Genomic DNA, 18,088 nt, shown 5'->3' on the forward strand with positions numbered 1-18,088 from the left:
CGTGTCACCTTGCTTGGGTGCCGAGTAGTTCCGCGGTTCTGCGCAACCGCATCAGCACCTGCAGATCGAGAGCCTTGTCGGGGTCTCGCCAGTCCGGGCCGAGGAGGCGATCGAGCGCGTCGAGACGCTGATAGAGGGTGTTGACGTGCACGCCGAGACTCGACGCGGTCGCCGAATGGTGGCGGCCGTGAGCCAGATACTCCGACAGCGTCTCCAGTAGTGGCACTCCCCGTTTGGCCTGCTCCGCCATCAGCGGCCCCAGTTGCGCCTCGGTCAGTTCGTCGAGGTGCTCGCGCGCCAGGTGGCTCAGCAGGATCCGGTAGATGCCCAGCCCGCGCGCGGACGAGACCTCCCCCGCGCGTCCCAGTGTGTCGAGCACGTCGACGGTCTGCTGGGCTTCGACGTAGGCGTGCGCGAGTGCTTTCGCACCACGCGCGGGTTCCGCGATACCGATCGTCGCGTCGAGCCGTCCGGCGGTGAACACCGCCTGGACGGAGGCGGAATCCTTGGCGGGCACGACCGCCAGCGCTCGGGAACCATGTTCCGCTGCAACGGTTCCCGATGGGAAGGGCAATGTCCCGAGAGCGGTACGGGCCGACGTGTCCTGGCCCGTGGCGATCGCTACGGCGACGCAGTACGTGGTGTCGGGGTTCAGCCCGGCCAACCGCAGTTGGCGGCGCTCGTCCTGTGCGGTGGCGGCGGGATGGGTCAGCAGGTCGACGAGAAAAGCATCCCGTGCGCGACGTGTCGCCTCCCCCGCGGCACGTTCCTCGGCGAGCGACAGCGCGATCGCGGGCGCCGCGCGTTCGAGCAGGAGACGAGTGGTCGGCTGCCCGGCTCCCACGGACAGCAGCGCGCCGAGCATTTCGCCGGCCGCCGCGACGCGCTGTGCGATCACCTCGCCGCGTTCGGTGTGGTCCTTCTTCCCGGTTCGCAGCTCGCGGACCGCCGCCGACACTTCGTCGGCGTGCGGCATCAGTTCTACGGGTAACGCGGATTCGTCCTGCACGAAATAGGCCGGTTGCCGGGACAACTGAGCGACCTCCTGCACCAGACGCTGCACTCCCGCCCCGAGCAGCACCACCTGAGTCAGGGTTCGATCCCATTGCAGTATCTGTTCGAGCTCGATTGTGCGCTGAGACAATTCGGCGTTCACCGATTCGAGCCGTGCAACGGTGTCTCGCTCACGGTCCAACGAGCGAACGTTCTCGATCGCGATCGCCGCATGGGCTGCCAGCGCCGACAGCAGCGCGATCTCGGATTCGGTGAAGGCCCGCTCCTGACGCTTGCACGCGAACAGTGCGCCGATGACGCGATCGGCGACGCGCAGGGGCACCCCGAGCAGGCCGCGCATGTTCTCCGACCGCGCTGCGCTGTCGGCTCCGGTGATGTGCCGGAACGCCGGTTCGCTCTGGTAGTCGGGCGTCCACTCCGGCGCGGACCTGCGGACGATCAGGCCCACGAGCCCTTCGTCCAGGGACAACCGGATGCCGACGAGATTCGGGGTCAAGGCCCCGCTGGTGACCTCGATGACGAATTCCTCGTCGTAGACCGATCCCATGTAGGCGAGATCCACACCGAGTAGTTGCCGGGCCTGATCGACCACTTCCTGCAGCAACGCCCGGCCGTAGCGGACCGTCGTCAACCGGACGGCGATGTCGTTGAGCGCCGCCAACTCCCTACTGCGCTGTTGGCGTTGGTCGAGCTGCGCCCGGAGCCGGAGCGCGGCGTTGGCTTCGCGTTCGACCGCGGCCCTGTCGGACGCGTCGGATTCCTCGATCAACGTGCGACGGAGGGCATCGAGTTCGTCGATGGGTGCGTCGTCGAGCAGCAGTTCCATCCAGCCGCGATCGGCAGTACTCACTGGTGCCTCCATCCATGGATCCCTGGATTTGATAGATGAAATCTACATTGGCCGAGATCCAGATCACAGCTATGTTCGAGGCATCACCTTCTCGCCCGCAAAGGACTGGTTTTCGCCATGTTGAACGATGCACTGTTGGCATCCCTTCCCGCGGATCGCGTCGTGCGCGACCTCGACGTCGTCGCGAAGTACCAGCACGATGAGGCAGAGTGGGCGCCGTACGCCGCCCCGATCGCTGTCGTCAGGCCCCGAACGGCCCTCGAAGTCCAGGCTGTCGTGCGCGCCTGCCTCGACCACGACACCGCCGTCGTCACGCGGGGCGCCGGGACCGGCCTGTCCGGCGGAGCGAACGCGACCGACGGCTGCGTCGTCCTCGCGCTCGAGGGCATGAACGCGATCAAGGAAATCGATCCGCTCGAGCGGTACGCCGTCGTCGAGCCCGGTGTGGTGAACGATCATCTCCGCGCCGCGTGCGCCGAACACGGACTCTGGTATCCGCCGGATCCGGCCAGTTCGCCGTGGTCGACGATCGGAGGGAACGTTGCCACCAACGCCGGCGGCCTGTGCTGCGTCAAGTACGGCGTCACCCGCGACTACGTGCTCGGCATGCAGATCGTCACCGGCACCGGTGACCTCGTGCGCCTCGGACGCAAGACCGCCAAGGGTGTGGCCGGTTACGATCTGGCGGGCCTCATGGTCGGCTCCGAGGGAACGCTCGGCGTCATCACCGAAATCACCGTCAAGTTGCGACCACTCCAGGACCCGCAGCGCACGGTGGCCGGCTACTTCGACTCCATAGTCGACGCGGGACGCGCCGTCAGCGCGGTGGCCGCGGCCGGGCTCACCCCGTCGGCGCTCGAACTGGTGGACAAGCAGTGCCTCATCGCCGTCGACGCGTGGAAGAAGATGGGACTGTCGGTGGAGGCGAACGTCGTGCTCCTGGGCCGCATCGACACCGCGGGAGTCGTCGGCGACCAGGAAGCGGAAAAGATGCTGTCGTGCTTCGACGAAGCCGGAGCCACGTGGTCTGCCGTCTCCACCGACCAGGAGGAGGCGGACGCGTTGTTCGCTGCGCGTCGTCTGGCCTACCCCGCGATGGAGCGACTCGGACCCGTCCTCACCGAAGACGTGTGCGTCCCGAAACGGGCTGTCCCCGAGATGCTTGCGCGCATCGAACAGATCGGCATCGCCCACGAGACCACCATCGCCAATATCGCACACGCCGGCGACGGAAACCTGCACCCGCTGCTCATCACACCCCGCGACGACCAGGCGGCCCGCGCCCGCGCGCAGGCCGCCTTCGCGGACATCATCGACGCGGCATTGGAACTCGGCGGCACCGTCACCGGCGAACACGGCGTCGGTCTACTGAAGATGGACGGCCTTGCCCAGGAACTCGATCCGGTCGTGCTGTGCATGCATCGATCGGTGAAGAACGCCCTCGACCCACACGGCATCATGAACCCCGGGAAGATCTTCTCGTAACCCGCTTTTCGCGCGAAACCCGGACGCGCACGGCCTGCACTCGAGCCGTGACACGCGGCGGTCCGGCCTGCTCACGGCGGCCGCGGCCGAGGCCGATTCTCTCCATTCATCCACTCGCCACATGGGTGATTTCTCCATAGTTTCGAAGCGATCCGGCTCATACAGTGGTCCACATCACGTCGCCCCGTCGGGCGACCAATCCTCAGGAAGTCGAGACATTCATGCCGTCTGTACTGCAGAAACCCGAGATCGAGGCGAGGGTGGTCCGGAAGGTCGCTCGGCGGCTCATTCCGTTCCTCGGCCTGGCCTACTTCGTCAACTATCTCGACCGCACCAATATCGGGTTGGCGAAACTGACCATGAGCGAGGAACTCGGACTCACCGAGACCATGTTCGGTCTGGCCTCCGGCCTCTTCTTCATCGGATACCTCCTGTTCGAGGTGCCGAGCAATCTCGCGCTGCACAAGTTCGGGGCACGCCGGTGGATCGCCCGGATCATGCTCACGTGGGGAATCATCGCGGCGGCCATGGCCTTCGTACCCAACGTCGGCTCGCTGTACACGCTGCGCATGCTGCTGGGTATCGCCGAGGCAGGATTCTTCCCGGGCGTTCTGCTCTACCTGACCCTGTGGTTTCCGCGCGCCTATCGGGTCCGGCTGATGGGCCTGTTCCTCCTCGCGCTCCCGGTGTCGTCGGCGCTCGGAGCCCCGTTGTCGAGCGCCATCATTCAATACTGGGACGGGCTGTTCGGACTGTCCGGGTGGCGTGTCATGTTCCTGCTCGAGGGGATTCCCGCCGTCGTGCTCGCGGTGGTCACCTGGTTCTACCTGACGGACCGGCCCTCGCAAGCCAAGTGGCTGGACGAGGACGAAAAGGTGTGGCTCACTGGTGAACTCGAGTCCGAGGCGTCCGAATCCGGTTCTCATATCAGCGGATCGGTACGCCGGGCACTGACAGATTCCCGCGTCTGGATGCTGGGGCTCGTCTACTTCGGGATCACCTACGGCTTGTACTCGCTCAGCTTCTTCCTGCCCAGCATCGTCGCCGGTTTCAAGAAGACGTTCGACACCGACTTCTCGCTGTTCACCACCGGGTTGATCGTCGCGGTCCCGTTCGCGGTCGGTGCTGTCGCAATGGTGTTGTGGAGCAGGCACTCCGACCGGACCGGTGAACGGATCTGGCACGTCGCCATCCCCACCCTGATCGGCGCCGTCTCCATTCCGGTCGCCCTGTACATGCAGTCGCCGCTCACGACGATGATCGCGGTAACCGTAAACGCGGTCGGTGTGTTCTGCGCGCTGCCGGTGTTCTGGTACCTGCCCAGCACATTCCTGACCGGCGCGGGCGCCGCCGCAGGCATCGCCGTCGTCAACTCGGTGGGCAATATGAGCGGTTTCGGGGCCCCGTACGTCACGGGTTGGCTGTTCGACGCCACCGGGAACTCACGCGCGGGCCTGTGGGTCGTCGGGGCGGTCATGCTGGTTGCCGTACTGCTGGTTCTCGTGCTCCGATCGCGGGTAAGTCCCACTCGCAGTTCCGAAGACGTCGGCGCGGAAGTCGTCACCGCATCTCACTGATCCGGGAACGGGCGCTGCCGGGCGGTCGACGGCAGCGCCTCGGTCATTGCTCCTCGGCGATCCGCTCCAGTAGCGGGCGGGTTCGGTAGGGGATGGCGTCGCGCATCGCCACGGACACCGTGGTGCGCTCGATCCCGGGCACGGCGAGGATGAGACCGGCGACGCGGTACAGATCGTCGGCATCGACGGCGACCACGCCGATATGCAGGTCCGCCGCCCCGGATATGCCGACGACCTCCACGACCTCGGCGATGTCCCGCAGGTGCTCGATGACGTTCTCGAGGCGATGCTGGTCGACCACCGCGGTGACGAACGCCTGCAAGGGGTACCCCAGATCGCGGGGTGACACGCAGCGGTCGACGGGTGCGAGCACTCGTTGCTCCTCCCAGCGAGACATCCTTGCTTGCACCGTATTACGTGCCATGCCCAGCAAGGAGGCCAATTGCACCCCAGTGGCACGAGGGGCGTCGCACAGGGCGAGTAGCAGCCGGGCGTCGGTCCGATCGAGTTTCGTCATGTAGCGCAGTATGCCAGAGTTCAATGCTTAACATTTGAGCATTCTGCTTATCTTGAGCGACAACACTTGCGCATGATGGATCCTGATGATTGTGTGAATGCAACATTCTGACCGAAACGGTTTCTCGCGGGCGGCGAGCTCTCCCGTTACATCACTTTCGGAGGTTTTCGTGTTCGACAATGACGATGTGGTGCAACTGGTCACCGAAACCGGTGCGCGAGTGGATCATCCGGACTATTCCCGGTACGTCGACGATGTCGACATCACGTCGGTGCGCGCGCTCTACGAAGACCTGGTCGTGGTGCGGCGCATCGACGCGGAGGCGACTGCGCTGCAGCGTCAGGGCGAACTGGGCCTGTGGGCTCCGCTGCTGGGGCAGGAAGCGGCGCAGGTGGGGTCGGCGCGCGCGCTCGGTCCGGACGACTTCGTCTTCGCCAGCTACCGCGAACACGGCGTGGCGTACTGCCGCGACGTCGATCCCACCCACATGCTCAGGTTCTGGCGAGGGTCGACGCACTCGGGCTGGAACCCGTTCGAATACAACATGACGACCCCCGCGATCATCGTCGGCGCGCAGGCGTTGCACGCCACCGGGTATGCGATGGGCATGCAGTTCGACGGCTCCGACGGCGCCGCGATCACCTATTTCGGTGACGGGGCCACCAGCCAGGGCGATATCTCCGAGGCCTTCGGATTCGCCGCGAGCTTCAACGCACCGGTGGTGTTCTTCTGCCAGAACAACCAGTGGGCGATCTCCGAACCGGTCAGCTTGCAATCGCGGGTGAGTATCGCCGCGCGGGGCCGGGGCTTCGGTGTTCCCGGCGTGCGCGTCGACGGCAACGACGTCCTTGCCGTGATCGCCGTGACCCGGGCCGCGCTCGAACGGGCTCGGGAGGGCAGCGGACCGACCCTGATCGAGGCGGTCACCTACCGGATGGGTCCGCACACCACGTCCGACGACCCGTCCCGGTACCGGCCGGCCGCGCTCGACGAGGAATGGAAGCGCAAGGACCCCCTCGACCGCATCCGCGCCCTCCTCGAGTCGGCCGGCGCGATCGACGACGACTACCTCGCCGCCGTGCAGCAGCGCGCCGACGACACCGCCGCGGCGTTGCGTCGCGGATGCCTCGAGACCGTCGAACCCGAGCCGATGTCCCTGTTCGACAACGTGTACGCCGAACCCCATCCCCTCGTCGACGAAGAGCGGCGCCAGTTCGCCGCTTACCTCGACAGTTTCGAAGGAACCGACGCATGAGCACAGCCATCTCCGCGACCGCCCCGACCACGCTTCCACTCGGCAAGGCGCTCAACGCCGGCCTGCGCCGCGCGCTCGAGAACGACCCGAAGGTCGTGCTCATGGGAGAGGACATCGGCAAACTCGGCGGCGTCTTCCGCATCACCGACGGACTGCAGAAGGACTTCGGTCCCAACCGCGTCATCGACACCCCGCTCGCCGAATCCGGGATCATCGGCACCGCAGTCGGTCTCGCGATGCGCGGATACCGGCCGGTGTGCGAGATCCAGTTCGACGGGTTCATCTACCCCGGCTTCGACCAGATCGTCTCGCAGGTCGCCAAACTGCACTACCGCACCAGCGGCAACGTGAAGATGCCGATCACCATCCGCGTCCCGTACGGCGGCGGTATCGGCGCGATCGAGCATCACTCCGAATCGCCGGAGGGCTACTTCGCCGCGACCGCGGGCCTTCGGGTGGTGACCTGCAGCACGGCCGCCGACGCGCACACGATGATTCAGCAGGCCATCGCGTCGGACGATCCGGTGCTGTTCTTCGAACCCAAGCGCCGCTACTGGGAAAAGGGGCAGATCGACCGGGCGGCCGAGACGAGCCCGCTGCACAAGGCCCGGGTGGTCGCACCGGGCACCGACGCCACCGTCGTCGCCTACGGGCCGCTCGTGACGACTGCACTCCAAGCCGCGAAAGTCGCGGCGGGCGAGGGCAGGTCGATCGAAGTGATCGACCTGCGGTCCATCTCCCCGCTCGACGTCGACACTGTCGCCGCGTCCGTGCAGCGCACCGGACGCCTGGTGGTCACCCACGAGGCGCCCGTGTTCCTCGGGATCGGTGCCGAAATCGCTGCCCGCATCAGCGAGCGCTGCTTCTATCACCTCGAAGCACCGGTGGCCCGCGTCGGCGGCTTCACCGTCCCGTATCCGCCGGCGAAACTCGAAGAGCACTTCCTGCCGGACGTCGACCGCATCCTCGACGCAGTCGACCGCACCTTCACCGCGTAGGACCAGGAGTTCTCCATGCCCACTGTCAAGACATTCGTGCTGCCCGACCTCGGCGAGGGCCTCACCGACGCCGAACTGCTGACCTGGCTGGTCGAGGTCGGTGACACCGTGACGCTCAACCAGATCATCGCCGAGGTCGAGACGGCGAAGGCCTCCGTGGAGTTGCCCTCGCCCTACGCCGGAACGGTAGTCGGATTGCACGCCGAGGAGGGGACGACCGTCGACGTCGGAAGCCCGTTCATCGACGTGGCGGTCGCCGGCGAGGACCCGGCGGACGCGCCCGAGTCGACCGCTCCCGCAGCCCCGGCCGAGCGGACCCCGGTCCTGGTCGGCTACGGCGTGGCCGAGGACTCGTCCAGCCGGCGCCGGCAGCGGCGCCCGTCGGCGGGAACCCGGGTCGACGTCACCGCGGCGCCGGGCCCGTCGCGGCCGCTGGCGTCTCCCCCGGTGCGGTTCGCCGCGAAGCAACACGGAGTCGACCTCACCGAGGTGGACGCGACCGGGGCGCACGGTGAAGTCACCAGGGACGACCTCGAGCGCCACCGCACCGCCACCCCGGTGGCGACGTCGGCGGCGACGGTCCCGCCGGATGCCGACGAGGAACGGATCCCGATCAAGGGCGTCCGCAAGCACACTGCCGCAGCGATGGTCCGCAGCGCCTTCACCGCCCCGCACGTCACCGAGTTCGTCACGGTGGACGTCACCCCTACGATCGACCTCCTGGCTCAGCTGCGCGACACGAAGCACTTCACCGACGTGCGCCTGACACCACTGACGTTGGTGGCCAAGGCATTGCTCGTGGCGCTGCGCACCAACCCGACCCTGAATTCGTCCTGGGACGAGGACGCTCAGGAGATTGTTCTCAAACGCTCCGTGAACCTCGGCATCGCGGCCGCCACTCCGCGCGGGCTGATGGTGCCGAACATCAAGAACGCGCACACCCTCGGTCTGCGCGACCTCGCGATCGCCCTGTCGGATCTGACGACCACGGCGAAGGAGGGCAAGACCGGACCCGCCGATCTGGCCGACGGCACGATCACGATCACCAATGTCGGTGTCTTCGGTGTCGACGCGGGCACGCCCATCCTCAACCCCGGCGAGGCGGCGATCCTGTGCTTCGGGGCGATCCGCAGGCAGCCGTGGGAATACCAGGGAGAGATCGCGTTGCGGTCGGTCACCACACTGAGCCTGTCGTTCGACCATCGACTGGTCGACGGCGAGCAGGGATCGAAATTCCTTGCGGCCATCGGTCAGATCCTGGCCGACCCGATGACGTTGATCGCACTGAGCTGAAACCCTGTTCACTTCGACCTTTCCTGCGCGTCCCATGGCGTGCCCGACCGAGGGAGATTCCCCATGTCTGACCAACCGGACGTCCTGATTCTCGGCGGTGGATCCGGCGGGTACGCCTGCGCCTTCCGCGCCGCGCAACTGGGCAAGACCGTCACCCTGATCGAAGAGGACAAGGTCGGCGGCACCTGCCTGCACCGAGGGTGCATCCCCACCAAGGCGCTCGTGCACGCCGCGGAGGTCGCCGACACCGTCACGCACGCGTCGGCCCTCGGGATCGGTGCGACGCTGGACGGAATCGACCTCGGCGGTGTCCACGCGTACAAGAACGCGACAGTCGAACGCCTGTACAAGGGTCTGCAGGGGCTGGTTCGCAGCCACAAGATCGAGGTGGTGCACGGCACCGGCCGCTACGGTGGAGGCCGCACCGTCTACGTCGGCGACCGCACGATCACCGGTACGTCCCTGGTCCTGGCGACCGGCTCGCAGATCCGGAGCCTGCCCGGACTCGAGATCGGCGGCCGAATCCTCACGAGCGACGAAGCCCTGACGTTTCCGGAGCTTCCGAAGCGTGTCGTCGTGCTCGGCGGCGGTGTCATCGGCGTCGAGTTCGCCAGTATCTGGGCATCGTTCGGCGCGGCCGTCACGATCGTCGAAGCGCTGCCCCGGCTCGTCGCGGCCGAGGACGAGTGGTCCTCGAAGCAACTCACCCGGGCCCTCCGCAAACGCGGCATCACGATCATGATCGGCACCCGATTCGCGAAAGCGGTCCAGGACGAGAGCACGGTCAGCGTCATCGTGGAGTCGGGCGACACGATCGAGGCGGACCTGCTGCTCGTCGCGGTCGGCCGCGGACCCCGGACCGCCGACATCGGACTCGCCGAGAACGGCGTCGCACTCGACCCCCGCGGTTTCGTCACCGTCGACGACTCCCTGCGCACCTCGCAGCCGGACGTGTACGCGGTCGGTGACATCGTCGCCGGACCGCAGCTCGCGCATCGCGGATTCCAGCAGGGCATCTTCGTCGCGGAAACGATCGCCGGCCTGAGCCCCACACCGATCGAGGACAGCAGCATCCCCCGGGTGACGTACTCCAACCCCGAGGTCGCGTCGGTCGGGCTCACCGAAGACCAGGCCCGCGAGCGGCACGGAGACGTCGCCACCGTCGTCTACGACCTCGCCGGCAACGGAAAGAGTCAGATCCTCGGAACCAGCGGCGGCGTCAAACTCGTGCGCGCCGGAGCCACCGAGGGGCCGGTCGTCGGTATCCACATGGTCGGAGAACGCGTGGGCGAACTCATCGGCGAAGCGCAACTGATCGTCAACTGGGGCGCCTACCCCGACGAAGTCGCCACACTCGTGCACGCGCACCCCACCCAGGCCGAAGCGCTCGGCGAGGCGCACCTCGCTCTCGCGGGAACACCACTGCACAGTCACAGCTGATCGAACCGCGCGCAGACATAAGAATGTCTTGACAAAGGAGAGGGCTAGAACGTACTAGTTGTAGGGAGCGCCGATATGAGGGAGAGCTGGCATGCAAATAGGACTGATCACCGACTCGGTCAGCCATCTGCCCTTCGAGACCGCTCTCGACCTCGCGCAGGAACACGGCTTGACCTCGGTCGAGGTCGCAACGGGGAACTGGTCGGAAGCGCCGCACGCCGACCTCGACACACTGGTCTCGTCCGCGGACGCGCGCGCCGAGTTCGCCGAGAAGATCTCCACCCGGGGTCTGACACTGAGCGCTCTGAATGCCAACGGCAACCAACTGCATCCCGTCACGGGAAAGGCGCATGACGCCGTCATCCGGAAGACCGTCGAACTCGCGAGCGCACTCGACGTCCCGACCGTCGTCCTCATGTCCGGACTGCCGGACGCGAAAGGTGACACCAACCCGAACTGGATCACCACGGCGTGGCCGCCGGAGAACCTCGATGTTCTCGCCTATCAGTGGAACGAGGTCGCAATTCCTTACTGGAAGGAACTCGCGGCATTCGCCCGCGACCACGACGTCAAGCTCGCTGTCGAACCGTGCGGAGGCCAGCTCGTGCACAGCGCTTCGGCGATGCTCCGGCTGATCGACAGCGTGGGCGACGACGTGGTGGGGGCAAACCTGGACCCGTCCCACCTGATGTGGATGGACGCCGACATCCCCACCGTCATTCGCGCTCTCGGAACGTCAATCTTCCACGTCCACGCGAAGGACATTCGCATCAACTCCTGGACAGCGCAGCGCGACGGACTCCTCGACACCGGGCCCCTGACCGATCCGCTGGGGCGGGCCTGGAACTACGTCACCCTCGGTCTCGGCCACCCGGACGGCGCCATGTTCTGGGCGGATTTCGTCTACAACCTTCGCGCGGTCGGATACGACGGCACTCTCAACATCGAGCACGAGGACGCACTCGTCAATTCCCTCGAAGGCGTCGGCCGGGCGGCGACCCTCCTGAAGCAGGTTGCCCTCGTCGAGGCACCCGACTGGACTCCGGCGAAAATCTGACAGCTCGGACCATATACGCCGGTAGTGCCGGAATGTTCCACTTCCGTTGTCGACGAAGTCGTTACACGTGCTACGGAAGGCGCTCGCCCCATTCGCAAGCACATCGTGGCCCCGTCCTGACCGCACCGCGCGCAATGCACGGGGAGCCGCCCGCGGCCGAGGAAGAGGGGGGCGTCCCCGGCCACGAGCGACGGACGGCCTCCCAGCCGAGGGGGACCGGTCAGGGGGCCTGGCTGCCACTCGGGGCCGTCGAGCCCGGGGCAGCGTGGATGCCGGGTACCCGCCGATGTGCGGGGCTACTCGGTTCGGGGAGGAAAAGTTTCGCCCGAGTGTCGACGCTGCCCGCGACAGTCTGACCTGCGAAGATCATCCGTCATCCGAGCGATGCAGTCGGTGCTCCCCGGTGTCGGAGGCTTCGTCGCCCCCTGACCGGGAATCCCGAGAAAAACTCCGCCCCCGATTGGGTCGTAAGCCGGCCATCTGATGGGGCGGTCGGCGATATCCTTGGGTATCTCCGCGAGAGGCCGGCAGTGGTGCATTTCTTCGACAGTGGCTCGGATCGGCAGAATCGATCCAGTCGATGACCGACAACGATCCCTTCGCGACGCAACGCGACGCGTCGGGTTCCGTCACGGCGGATCTGGCAGCCGCCGGATTCGAGGACGCACAAGAGATCGGCCGCGGCGGTTTCGGCGTCGTCTACCGCTGCACCCAGGCGGCGCTCGACCGCACCGTTGCGGTCAAGGTCCTCACCACAGACCTCGACGAGCAGAACCGGGAACGGTTCGTGCGTGAGCAGCGCGCGGCGGGCAGGCTGACCGGACACCCCAACGTCGTCAATGTCCTCCACGTCGGCGTCACCGACAACGGTCGGCCGTATATCGTCATGCCTTACCACGCCCAGGACTCCCTCGACGCGCGGATCCGGCGCCACGGGCCACTTCCGCTGGACGAAGCGCTGCGACTCGGGGTGAAGATGGCCGGTGCCCTCGAGACTGCCCACCGCCTCGGAATCCTTCACCGCGACGTCAAGCCCGGGAACATCCTGCTCACCGATTACGGCGAGCCGGCACTGACGGATTTCGGCATCGCCCGTATCGCCGGCGGATTCGAAACCACCGCCGGCGTCGTCACGGGGTCGCCGGCGTTCACCGCCCCTGAGGTGGTGACCGGCGAACCCCCGAGTGCTGCTGCCGATGTGTACGGGCTCGGGGCCACGTTGTTCGCTGTGATGACCGGTCACGCTGCGTTCGAACGCCGTAGTGGGGAGCAGGTGGTGGCCCAGTTCCTGAGGATCGCCGCCGAGCCTGGTCCGGACCCACGGGAGCACGGTGTTCCCGAGGACGTCAGCACGATCATCGAACGTGCCATGGCCGGCGCCCCGGAGGGCCGCCCATCCGCCACGGAACTTGGTCAGCAACTCCGAGCATCTCAACGTCTCCATGGCTTCCCCCTCGACGCGATGGCACTGAACACCGAACCGGAAGACGTGCAACGAAAGGAGGACGTGATGGCGCCGGCTAACCAACTCGTCTCCCATGCACACGAATTCTTTCGCGAAGTGACAAGTTTCGTCGGACGCCGAAATGAAGTAGCCGCTGTCAAGGCGCGTCTGTCGGATTCTCGGATAGTGACGCTTACCGGATTCGGTGGGGTGGGTAAAACACGGCTGGCATGCCGCGTCGCCGCGGAAGTGCGCAGAACCTACACCGACGGCGTCTGGTTTGTGGATCTCGCCGCGATCTCCAGTCCAGACCTTGTCGTCAGCGCAATTACCGAGGCGCTCGACATCCGAGACGGAATGACTGCGGATGGCACTCACTACTTGTTTGAATTCCTCGGTGAAAGACATGCACTCATCGTCTTGGACAACTGCGAGCACTTGATCGAGGCGTGCGGAACAATCACCGCCGAGATTGCTCGGCGGGCGGACCGCGTGCGGATCCTGGCAACCAGTCGGGAGCCTCTCGGCGTGCTGGGGGAGACCGTGTTCGAGGTACCTCCCATGTCGGTTCTGAATGAAGCTCAGCTCGCCGAGGGACAAGAAGGCACGAGCTTTCATTCCGAGGCGGTCGACCTTTTCGAGCAACGCGCTGCATCTGTCGTCCCCGGATACACCCTCGACGACGAGAGCCGCCTGGGGGTTGCCCGTCTGTGCCAGCGGCTGGACGGCATCCCTCTGGCTATCGAACTCGCCGCGGTCCGGATCAGATCACTTCCCCTCGACCGCGTCCTGTCCCGGGAGGGCGCACTTTTCGATCTGTTGACTCGGGGAAACCGTGGCGGACCGGTGCGGCATCAAACGCTGCGTGGCGCCATCGATTGGAGCTTCAATCTGTGCGCGCCGGAGGAACAAGTCCTGTGGGCGCGGCTGTCGGTATTCGCGGGCGGCTTCGATTTCGATGCGGTCGAGAGGGTGTGCACTGATCCGGACATTGTTCCGGACGCCTTTGACGTAATCTCCAGTCTCGTTGAAAAATCGGTCATTTCCACCGTTCAGTCCGGATCCACGGTTCGATACAAACTATTGGAAAGCATCAAGGACTACGCGGCCGAGAAACTTGCCGAGCAAGGCGACGAGGAAACGTGGCACCGGAGTCATCGAGACTATTTCCTGCGTTTGTCGGAACGCAGCGAGGGTCAGTCCCAGGGATCAGGTCAGCTGGAATGGAACCGTCGTCTCCGGCACGAGCGGGCGAATCTGCGGGCGGCGCTCGAGTACTGCCTGTCCACCCCTGGGGAGGCGCGAGCCGGTCTCCGGATGGCGGGTGCGCTGTGGTTCTTCTGGAACGCCAGTGGCCTGCTGCGCGACGGGCGGTACTGGCTGAACCGAGCCTTGGAGGCCGACCGGCAGCCGAGCAGCGAGAGGGCGAAAGCGCTCTGGGTGATCGGTTGGTACGCGATGGTTCAGGGCGATATCACGACCTCCAAGCGCTATTTGCTGGAATGCAGCGCTGTCGCCGATTCGATCGGTGATCGAACCGCGCAGGCGTTTGCGCTTCAGTTCCGGGGCGCGGCGGAGGAGATTGACGGAAATCTCGAAGTAGCGTTAGAGCTTCTCACTGCGGGCATGTCACATCACGCCGAGTCAGGGGAAGTCAATTCCCTGACACTCCTCGGCGGCGCGCAACTGGCCTTCGTGCACTGCCTGTCCGGAAACTTGGAACAATCACTTGCCTCGGCGGACGAAACCATCGCCCTGGGCAAGTCGCTGCGGGAGCGCTTCTCGACTTCATGGGCGCTGTGGGCGCGCGGACTTACCCTGTGGACCAAGCGCGAGTACGCACAAGCATCGGACTCGTTGAAAGAAGCGATCGAACTGAAGCAGTCACTGAGCGACTGGTTGGGCGTGAGTGCATGCACCGAGATTCTGGCGTGGATCGCGATCGAGGAAGGAAACCCCGTTCGATCCGCACGCCTGCTCGGTGTCGGGCGCACACTGTGCGGCGAGATGGGGAGCTCTCCACTCTTCGGAAACGAAACGTTGGTCCGCACACGGACTCGTTACGAGAAACGCGCCCAGCAGCTGCTTGGTGACTCTGCGTTCGAGAGGGAATCTCGGGCTGGTGAAGGCCTCGAACACCTCGCGTCGATCGAATTCGCGCTGCAAAAGCGCACGTCCAAGCCGGCGGTGCCCGCCACTCCCTCAGCGAACGTGAAACTCACCCCTCGCGAGAAGGAAGTGGGAAAGCTGGTGGCCGAGGGACTCACGAACAAGGAGATCGCGGAAAGATTGGTCATCTCGCCCCGTACCGCAGAAGGACATGTAGACCGCATCCTCACGAAGACCGGGCATCGATCCCGCGCGCAGCTTGCCGCCTGGATCGCCCGCGAAGAGAGCATCGATTCCCGAAAGCCGTAGTTCGGGCAGTGCCCCCCACTGCCTAGTGGCACCCTGCCCTGATTCCCATGGGGCGGTCCGATCTCTGATCGGTTGATGCCGCCTGCCGCAGTGCCCTTCCGAACAGACCGGTCGGCTCTCTTCCTCGGAGTACCTGCGTAGGAAATGCGGGTAGTGAAGCACGTAGATCACCGCCGTCCCACGCGCCGCGCAATTGCGAGTCTTATCGGCATGAACAGCACACACCTCCACCGAAACAACTCACACACCAGCATCTCCTCCTGGAAGCGGTTCGCCACGGCCGCAGTCGCCACCGCCGCACTCGGCATCATCCCCGCCGGCGCCGCAGCCGCCACCCCCGCCGCCGCCCATGACATTCCCCGCGACCACGACAACACCATGCAGCAGCAGCGTCAGCACGACCGGCAACGCGATCAAAGGCAGGACCGCCGCGCCGAAACCACCTTCGGCGACCGAATCCTCACCGGCTGGCACAGCGGCGGCGACAGCAGCAGCACCCCAATGTAGGCAGTCGCACCGTCGATCGCCCCAGGGGAGCCGCCGAACGTCAGTACTCCCCCATCCCTCACCCCACTGTCACCACCCACCAGAGAAATCCCCCAGAAGGAGTCATGAGCATGACCGAAACCCGCACCACCGAGGCGACCACCACCGCGACGGTCACGACCGTCGACATGAAACTCGAGGTGCTCGTCCTCCCCGTCTCCGACATGGATCGTGCCACCGAGTTCTACACGAAACTCGGCTGGCGACACGACTTCACACCGCCCGGTTCCGGCGTCGTCCAGTTCACCCCGACCGGCGCCGACACCTCGATCCACTTCGGCACCGGCCTGACCACCGCCGCACCCGGCTCCGCCGCAGCCTTCCTGATCGTCTCCGACATCGGCGCCGCCCACCGACAGCTGATCGCCGCCGGAATCGATGTCAGCGACATCTTCCACTACACCGCGAACGGCCCGGTCCCCGGACCGGACCCCGACCATTCCAGCTACAACTCGTACGCCACCTTCCAGGATCCCGACGGCAACACCTGGAAGCTGCAGGAAGTCACCACCCGGCTGCCCGGTCGCATCGACTCCGCCGCAACAGTATTCAGTTCCCACCGCGACCTGATGAATGCGCTTTTCCGCGCGGCCATCGCCCACGGTGAACACGAGAAGCGCAACGGCGGACAGTACGACGAGAACTGGCCCGACTGGTACGCCGCCTACATGGTCGCCGAACAGGCCGGGACAGAGCTGCCCACCTAACGCTCCCTCAACCCCAGAGGTTGGTCTGATCTGTTCACCGCGTAGGTGAACAGATCGGATGAGCCAGAGGCACCAATCCACTCAAGAGCGATTCTCGACCACCCATCAACACAGCAAGGACCTACCCCACATGTCTGTCACATCCGAAGTTGCGATCCGGCCGTTCACATTCGAGTTCCCTGAGACCGAACTCGAGGAGCTGCGCCAGCGCATCGCGGCCACACGCTGGCCCGACAAGGAGACCGTCGCAGATCAGTCGCAGGGCGTGCCGCTCGCGACGAGCCAGGCACTCGCGCAGTACTGGGCGTCAGATTATGACTGGCGCAAGGTCGAGGCGAAGCTGAACGCTTTGCCGCAGTTCATCACAGAGATCGATGGGCTCGACATTCACTTCATTCACATTCGCTCGAAGCACGAGGACGCGTTGCCGCTCATCGTCACGCACGGGTGGCCCGGGTCGATCATCGAGCAGCTGAAGATCATCGAACCGCTGACCGATCCCACCGCTCACGGTGGTGACGCATCGGACGCTTTCCATCTGGTGATTCCGTCGGGGCCCGGCTACGGGTTCTCGGGCAAACCGACCAGCACCGGCTGGGGCCTCGATCGCATCGCACGCGCCTGGATCGAGCTGATGAAGCGCCTCGGATACACGCAGTACGCGGCCCACGGCGGAGACTGGGGTGCGATCGTCACGGAACTGATGGCTCTACAGGCGCCGCCGGAACTGCTCGGCATTCACACCAACATGGCTAGCGTGGTTCCACCCGAGATCGACCAGGCGCTCCGCACCGGCAACCCACTGCCGTCCGATCTCTCCGACGACGAAAAGGCCGCCTCCGACCAGCTGGCCTTCTTCTACCAGCACATCGGCTACGCCGTGGAGATGGGGACGCGCCCACAGACACTGACAGGATTGGCGGACTCGCCCGTCGGACTGGCAACGTTCATGCTCGACCACGACGCGAAGAGTTTGGAGCTGATCTCCCGGGCCTTCGCCGGACAGCCCGAAGGCCTGACGCGAGACGACGTCCTCGACAACATCACGCTGTTCTGGCTGACGAACACCGCGGTGTCTGCAGCTCGCCTCTATTGGGAACTCACATCCCCGGCGTTCCTCGCCACCCGGGGCGTCTCCATCCCGGTTGCCGTGAGCGTCTTTCCCGACGAGCTCTATCAGGCACCGCGCAGTTGGACAGAGAAGGCGTATCCCAACCTCGTCCACTACAACAAGCTCGACAAGGGCGGGCACTTCGCGGCCTGGGAACAGCCACAGCTCCTGGCAGAAGAGATTCGCGTGGGCTTGCGGTCGCTTCGATAGCCGACCGTAGTCGGACGTGTGCACCTGCCCACGTCCTGCCGCGGGGGGCCCGGGGGGGGGACGCCCGCCCCCCCCGCGCCCCCCCCGCGCCGGCCCCCCCCGGGCGGGCGCCCCCCCCCCCCCCCCAAGGGGGGGCGGGGACAAACCCAAACGAATAAAAACAATT

General features: G+C 65.7%; 13 protein-coding genes. 11 read left to right on the plus strand and 2 right to left on the minus strand.

Translation table 11 applies throughout. The features are described from left to right. Positions 1-4: 4 nt before the first annotated feature. Positions 5-1,876 carry a helix-turn-helix domain-containing protein gene (locus tag ACFVJ3_RS32910; protein ID WP_378456049.1) on the minus strand — a complete coding sequence of 624 codons (1,872 nt, stop codon included), beginning with the start codon at positions 1,874-1,876 and terminating at the stop codon, positions 5-7. Between the two features lie 105 nt (positions 1,877-1,981). Between ACFVJ3_RS32910 and ACFVJ3_RS32915 the strand changes: the two genes are divergently transcribed. Both ACFVJ3_RS32915 and ACFVJ3_RS32920 read left to right on the plus strand, forming a co-directional pair. Next, positions 1,982-3,349 (plus strand): FAD-binding oxidoreductase, encoded by a 1,368-nt coding sequence (locus ACFVJ3_RS32915; RefSeq protein WP_378456050.1) that lies wholly within the window; start codon positions 1,982-1,984, stop codon positions 3,347-3,349. A 221-nt stretch (positions 3,350-3,570) separates the two neighbouring features. Further along, complete coding sequence (locus ACFVJ3_RS32920) at positions 3,571-4,926, plus strand: MFS transporter (protein WP_378456051.1); 1,356 nt, start codon at positions 3,571-3,573, stop codon at positions 4,924-4,926. 43 nt (positions 4,927-4,969) lie between these two features. On the opposite strand, the gene ACFVJ3_RS32925 is transcribed toward ACFVJ3_RS32920, so the two are convergent. Further along, positions 4,970-5,443, minus strand: a complete 474-nt coding sequence (locus ACFVJ3_RS32925) for an Lrp/AsnC family transcriptional regulator (protein WP_037242955.1) — start codon at positions 5,441-5,443, stop codon at positions 4,970-4,972. Positions 5,444-5,612: 169 nt separating this feature from the next. Between ACFVJ3_RS32925 and pdhA the strand changes: the two genes are divergently transcribed. The 9 genes from pdhA to ACFVJ3_RS32970 all read left to right on the plus strand — a co-directional run bounded on the left by pdhA (position 5,613) and on the right by ACFVJ3_RS32970 (position 17,922). Beyond that, a complete protein-coding gene (pdhA, locus tag ACFVJ3_RS32930; protein WP_378456052.1) occupies positions 5,613-6,698 on the plus strand; it encodes a pyruvate dehydrogenase (acetyl-transferring) E1 component subunit alpha in 1,086 nt (361 codons plus the stop codon). Next, a complete protein-coding gene (locus ACFVJ3_RS32935; protein ID WP_378456053.1) occupies positions 6,695-7,696 on the plus strand; it encodes an alpha-ketoacid dehydrogenase subunit beta in 1,002 nt (333 codons plus the stop codon). Before pdhA ends, ACFVJ3_RS32935 begins: the two co-directional genes overlap by 4 nt. Positions 7,697-7,711: 15 nt before the next feature. Then, positions 7,712-8,989, plus strand: a complete 1,278-nt coding sequence (locus ACFVJ3_RS32940) for a dihydrolipoamide acetyltransferase family protein (protein ID WP_378456054.1) — start codon at positions 7,712-7,714, stop codon at positions 8,987-8,989. 63 nt (positions 8,990-9,052) lie between these two features. Beyond that, positions 9,053-10,429: a dihydrolipoyl dehydrogenase gene (gene lpdA, locus ACFVJ3_RS32945; protein ID WP_378456055.1), complete on the plus strand. Its 1,377-nt coding sequence runs from the start codon at positions 9,053-9,055 to the stop codon at positions 10,427-10,429. A 91-nt stretch (positions 10,430-10,520) separates the two neighbouring features. Then, a complete protein-coding gene (locus tag ACFVJ3_RS32950; RefSeq protein ID WP_378456056.1) occupies positions 10,521-11,486 on the plus strand; it encodes a sugar phosphate isomerase/epimerase family protein in 966 nt (321 codons plus the stop codon). A gap of 580 nt (positions 11,487-12,066) precedes the next feature. Beyond that, positions 12,067-15,348, plus strand: coding sequence for a protein kinase (locus ACFVJ3_RS32955; RefSeq protein WP_378456057.1), 3,282 nt, complete (start codon positions 12,067-12,069; stop codon positions 15,346-15,348). A 210-nt stretch (positions 15,349-15,558) separates the two neighbouring features. Beyond that, a complete protein-coding gene (locus ACFVJ3_RS32960) occupies positions 15,559-15,855 on the plus strand; it encodes a hypothetical protein (RefSeq protein WP_378456058.1) in 297 nt (98 codons plus the stop codon). 104 nt (positions 15,856-15,959) lie between these two features. Continuing rightward, positions 15,960-16,601 carry a VOC family protein gene (locus ACFVJ3_RS32965; protein ID WP_378456059.1) on the plus strand — a complete coding sequence of 214 codons (642 nt, stop codon included), beginning with the start codon at positions 15,960-15,962 and terminating at the stop codon, positions 16,599-16,601. A 130-nt stretch (positions 16,602-16,731) separates the two neighbouring features. Beyond that, complete coding sequence (locus tag ACFVJ3_RS32970; RefSeq protein WP_378456060.1) at positions 16,732-17,922, plus strand: epoxide hydrolase family protein; 1,191 nt, start codon at positions 16,732-16,734, stop codon at positions 17,920-17,922. The last annotated feature ends 166 nt before the right edge of the window (positions 17,923-18,088 follow it).

This window comes from Rhodococcus sp. NPDC127593, from assembly GCF_042671975.1.
In the GTDB taxonomy this organism is placed as follows: Bacteria; Actinomycetota; Actinomycetes; order Mycobacteriales; family Mycobacteriaceae; genus Rhodococcus_F.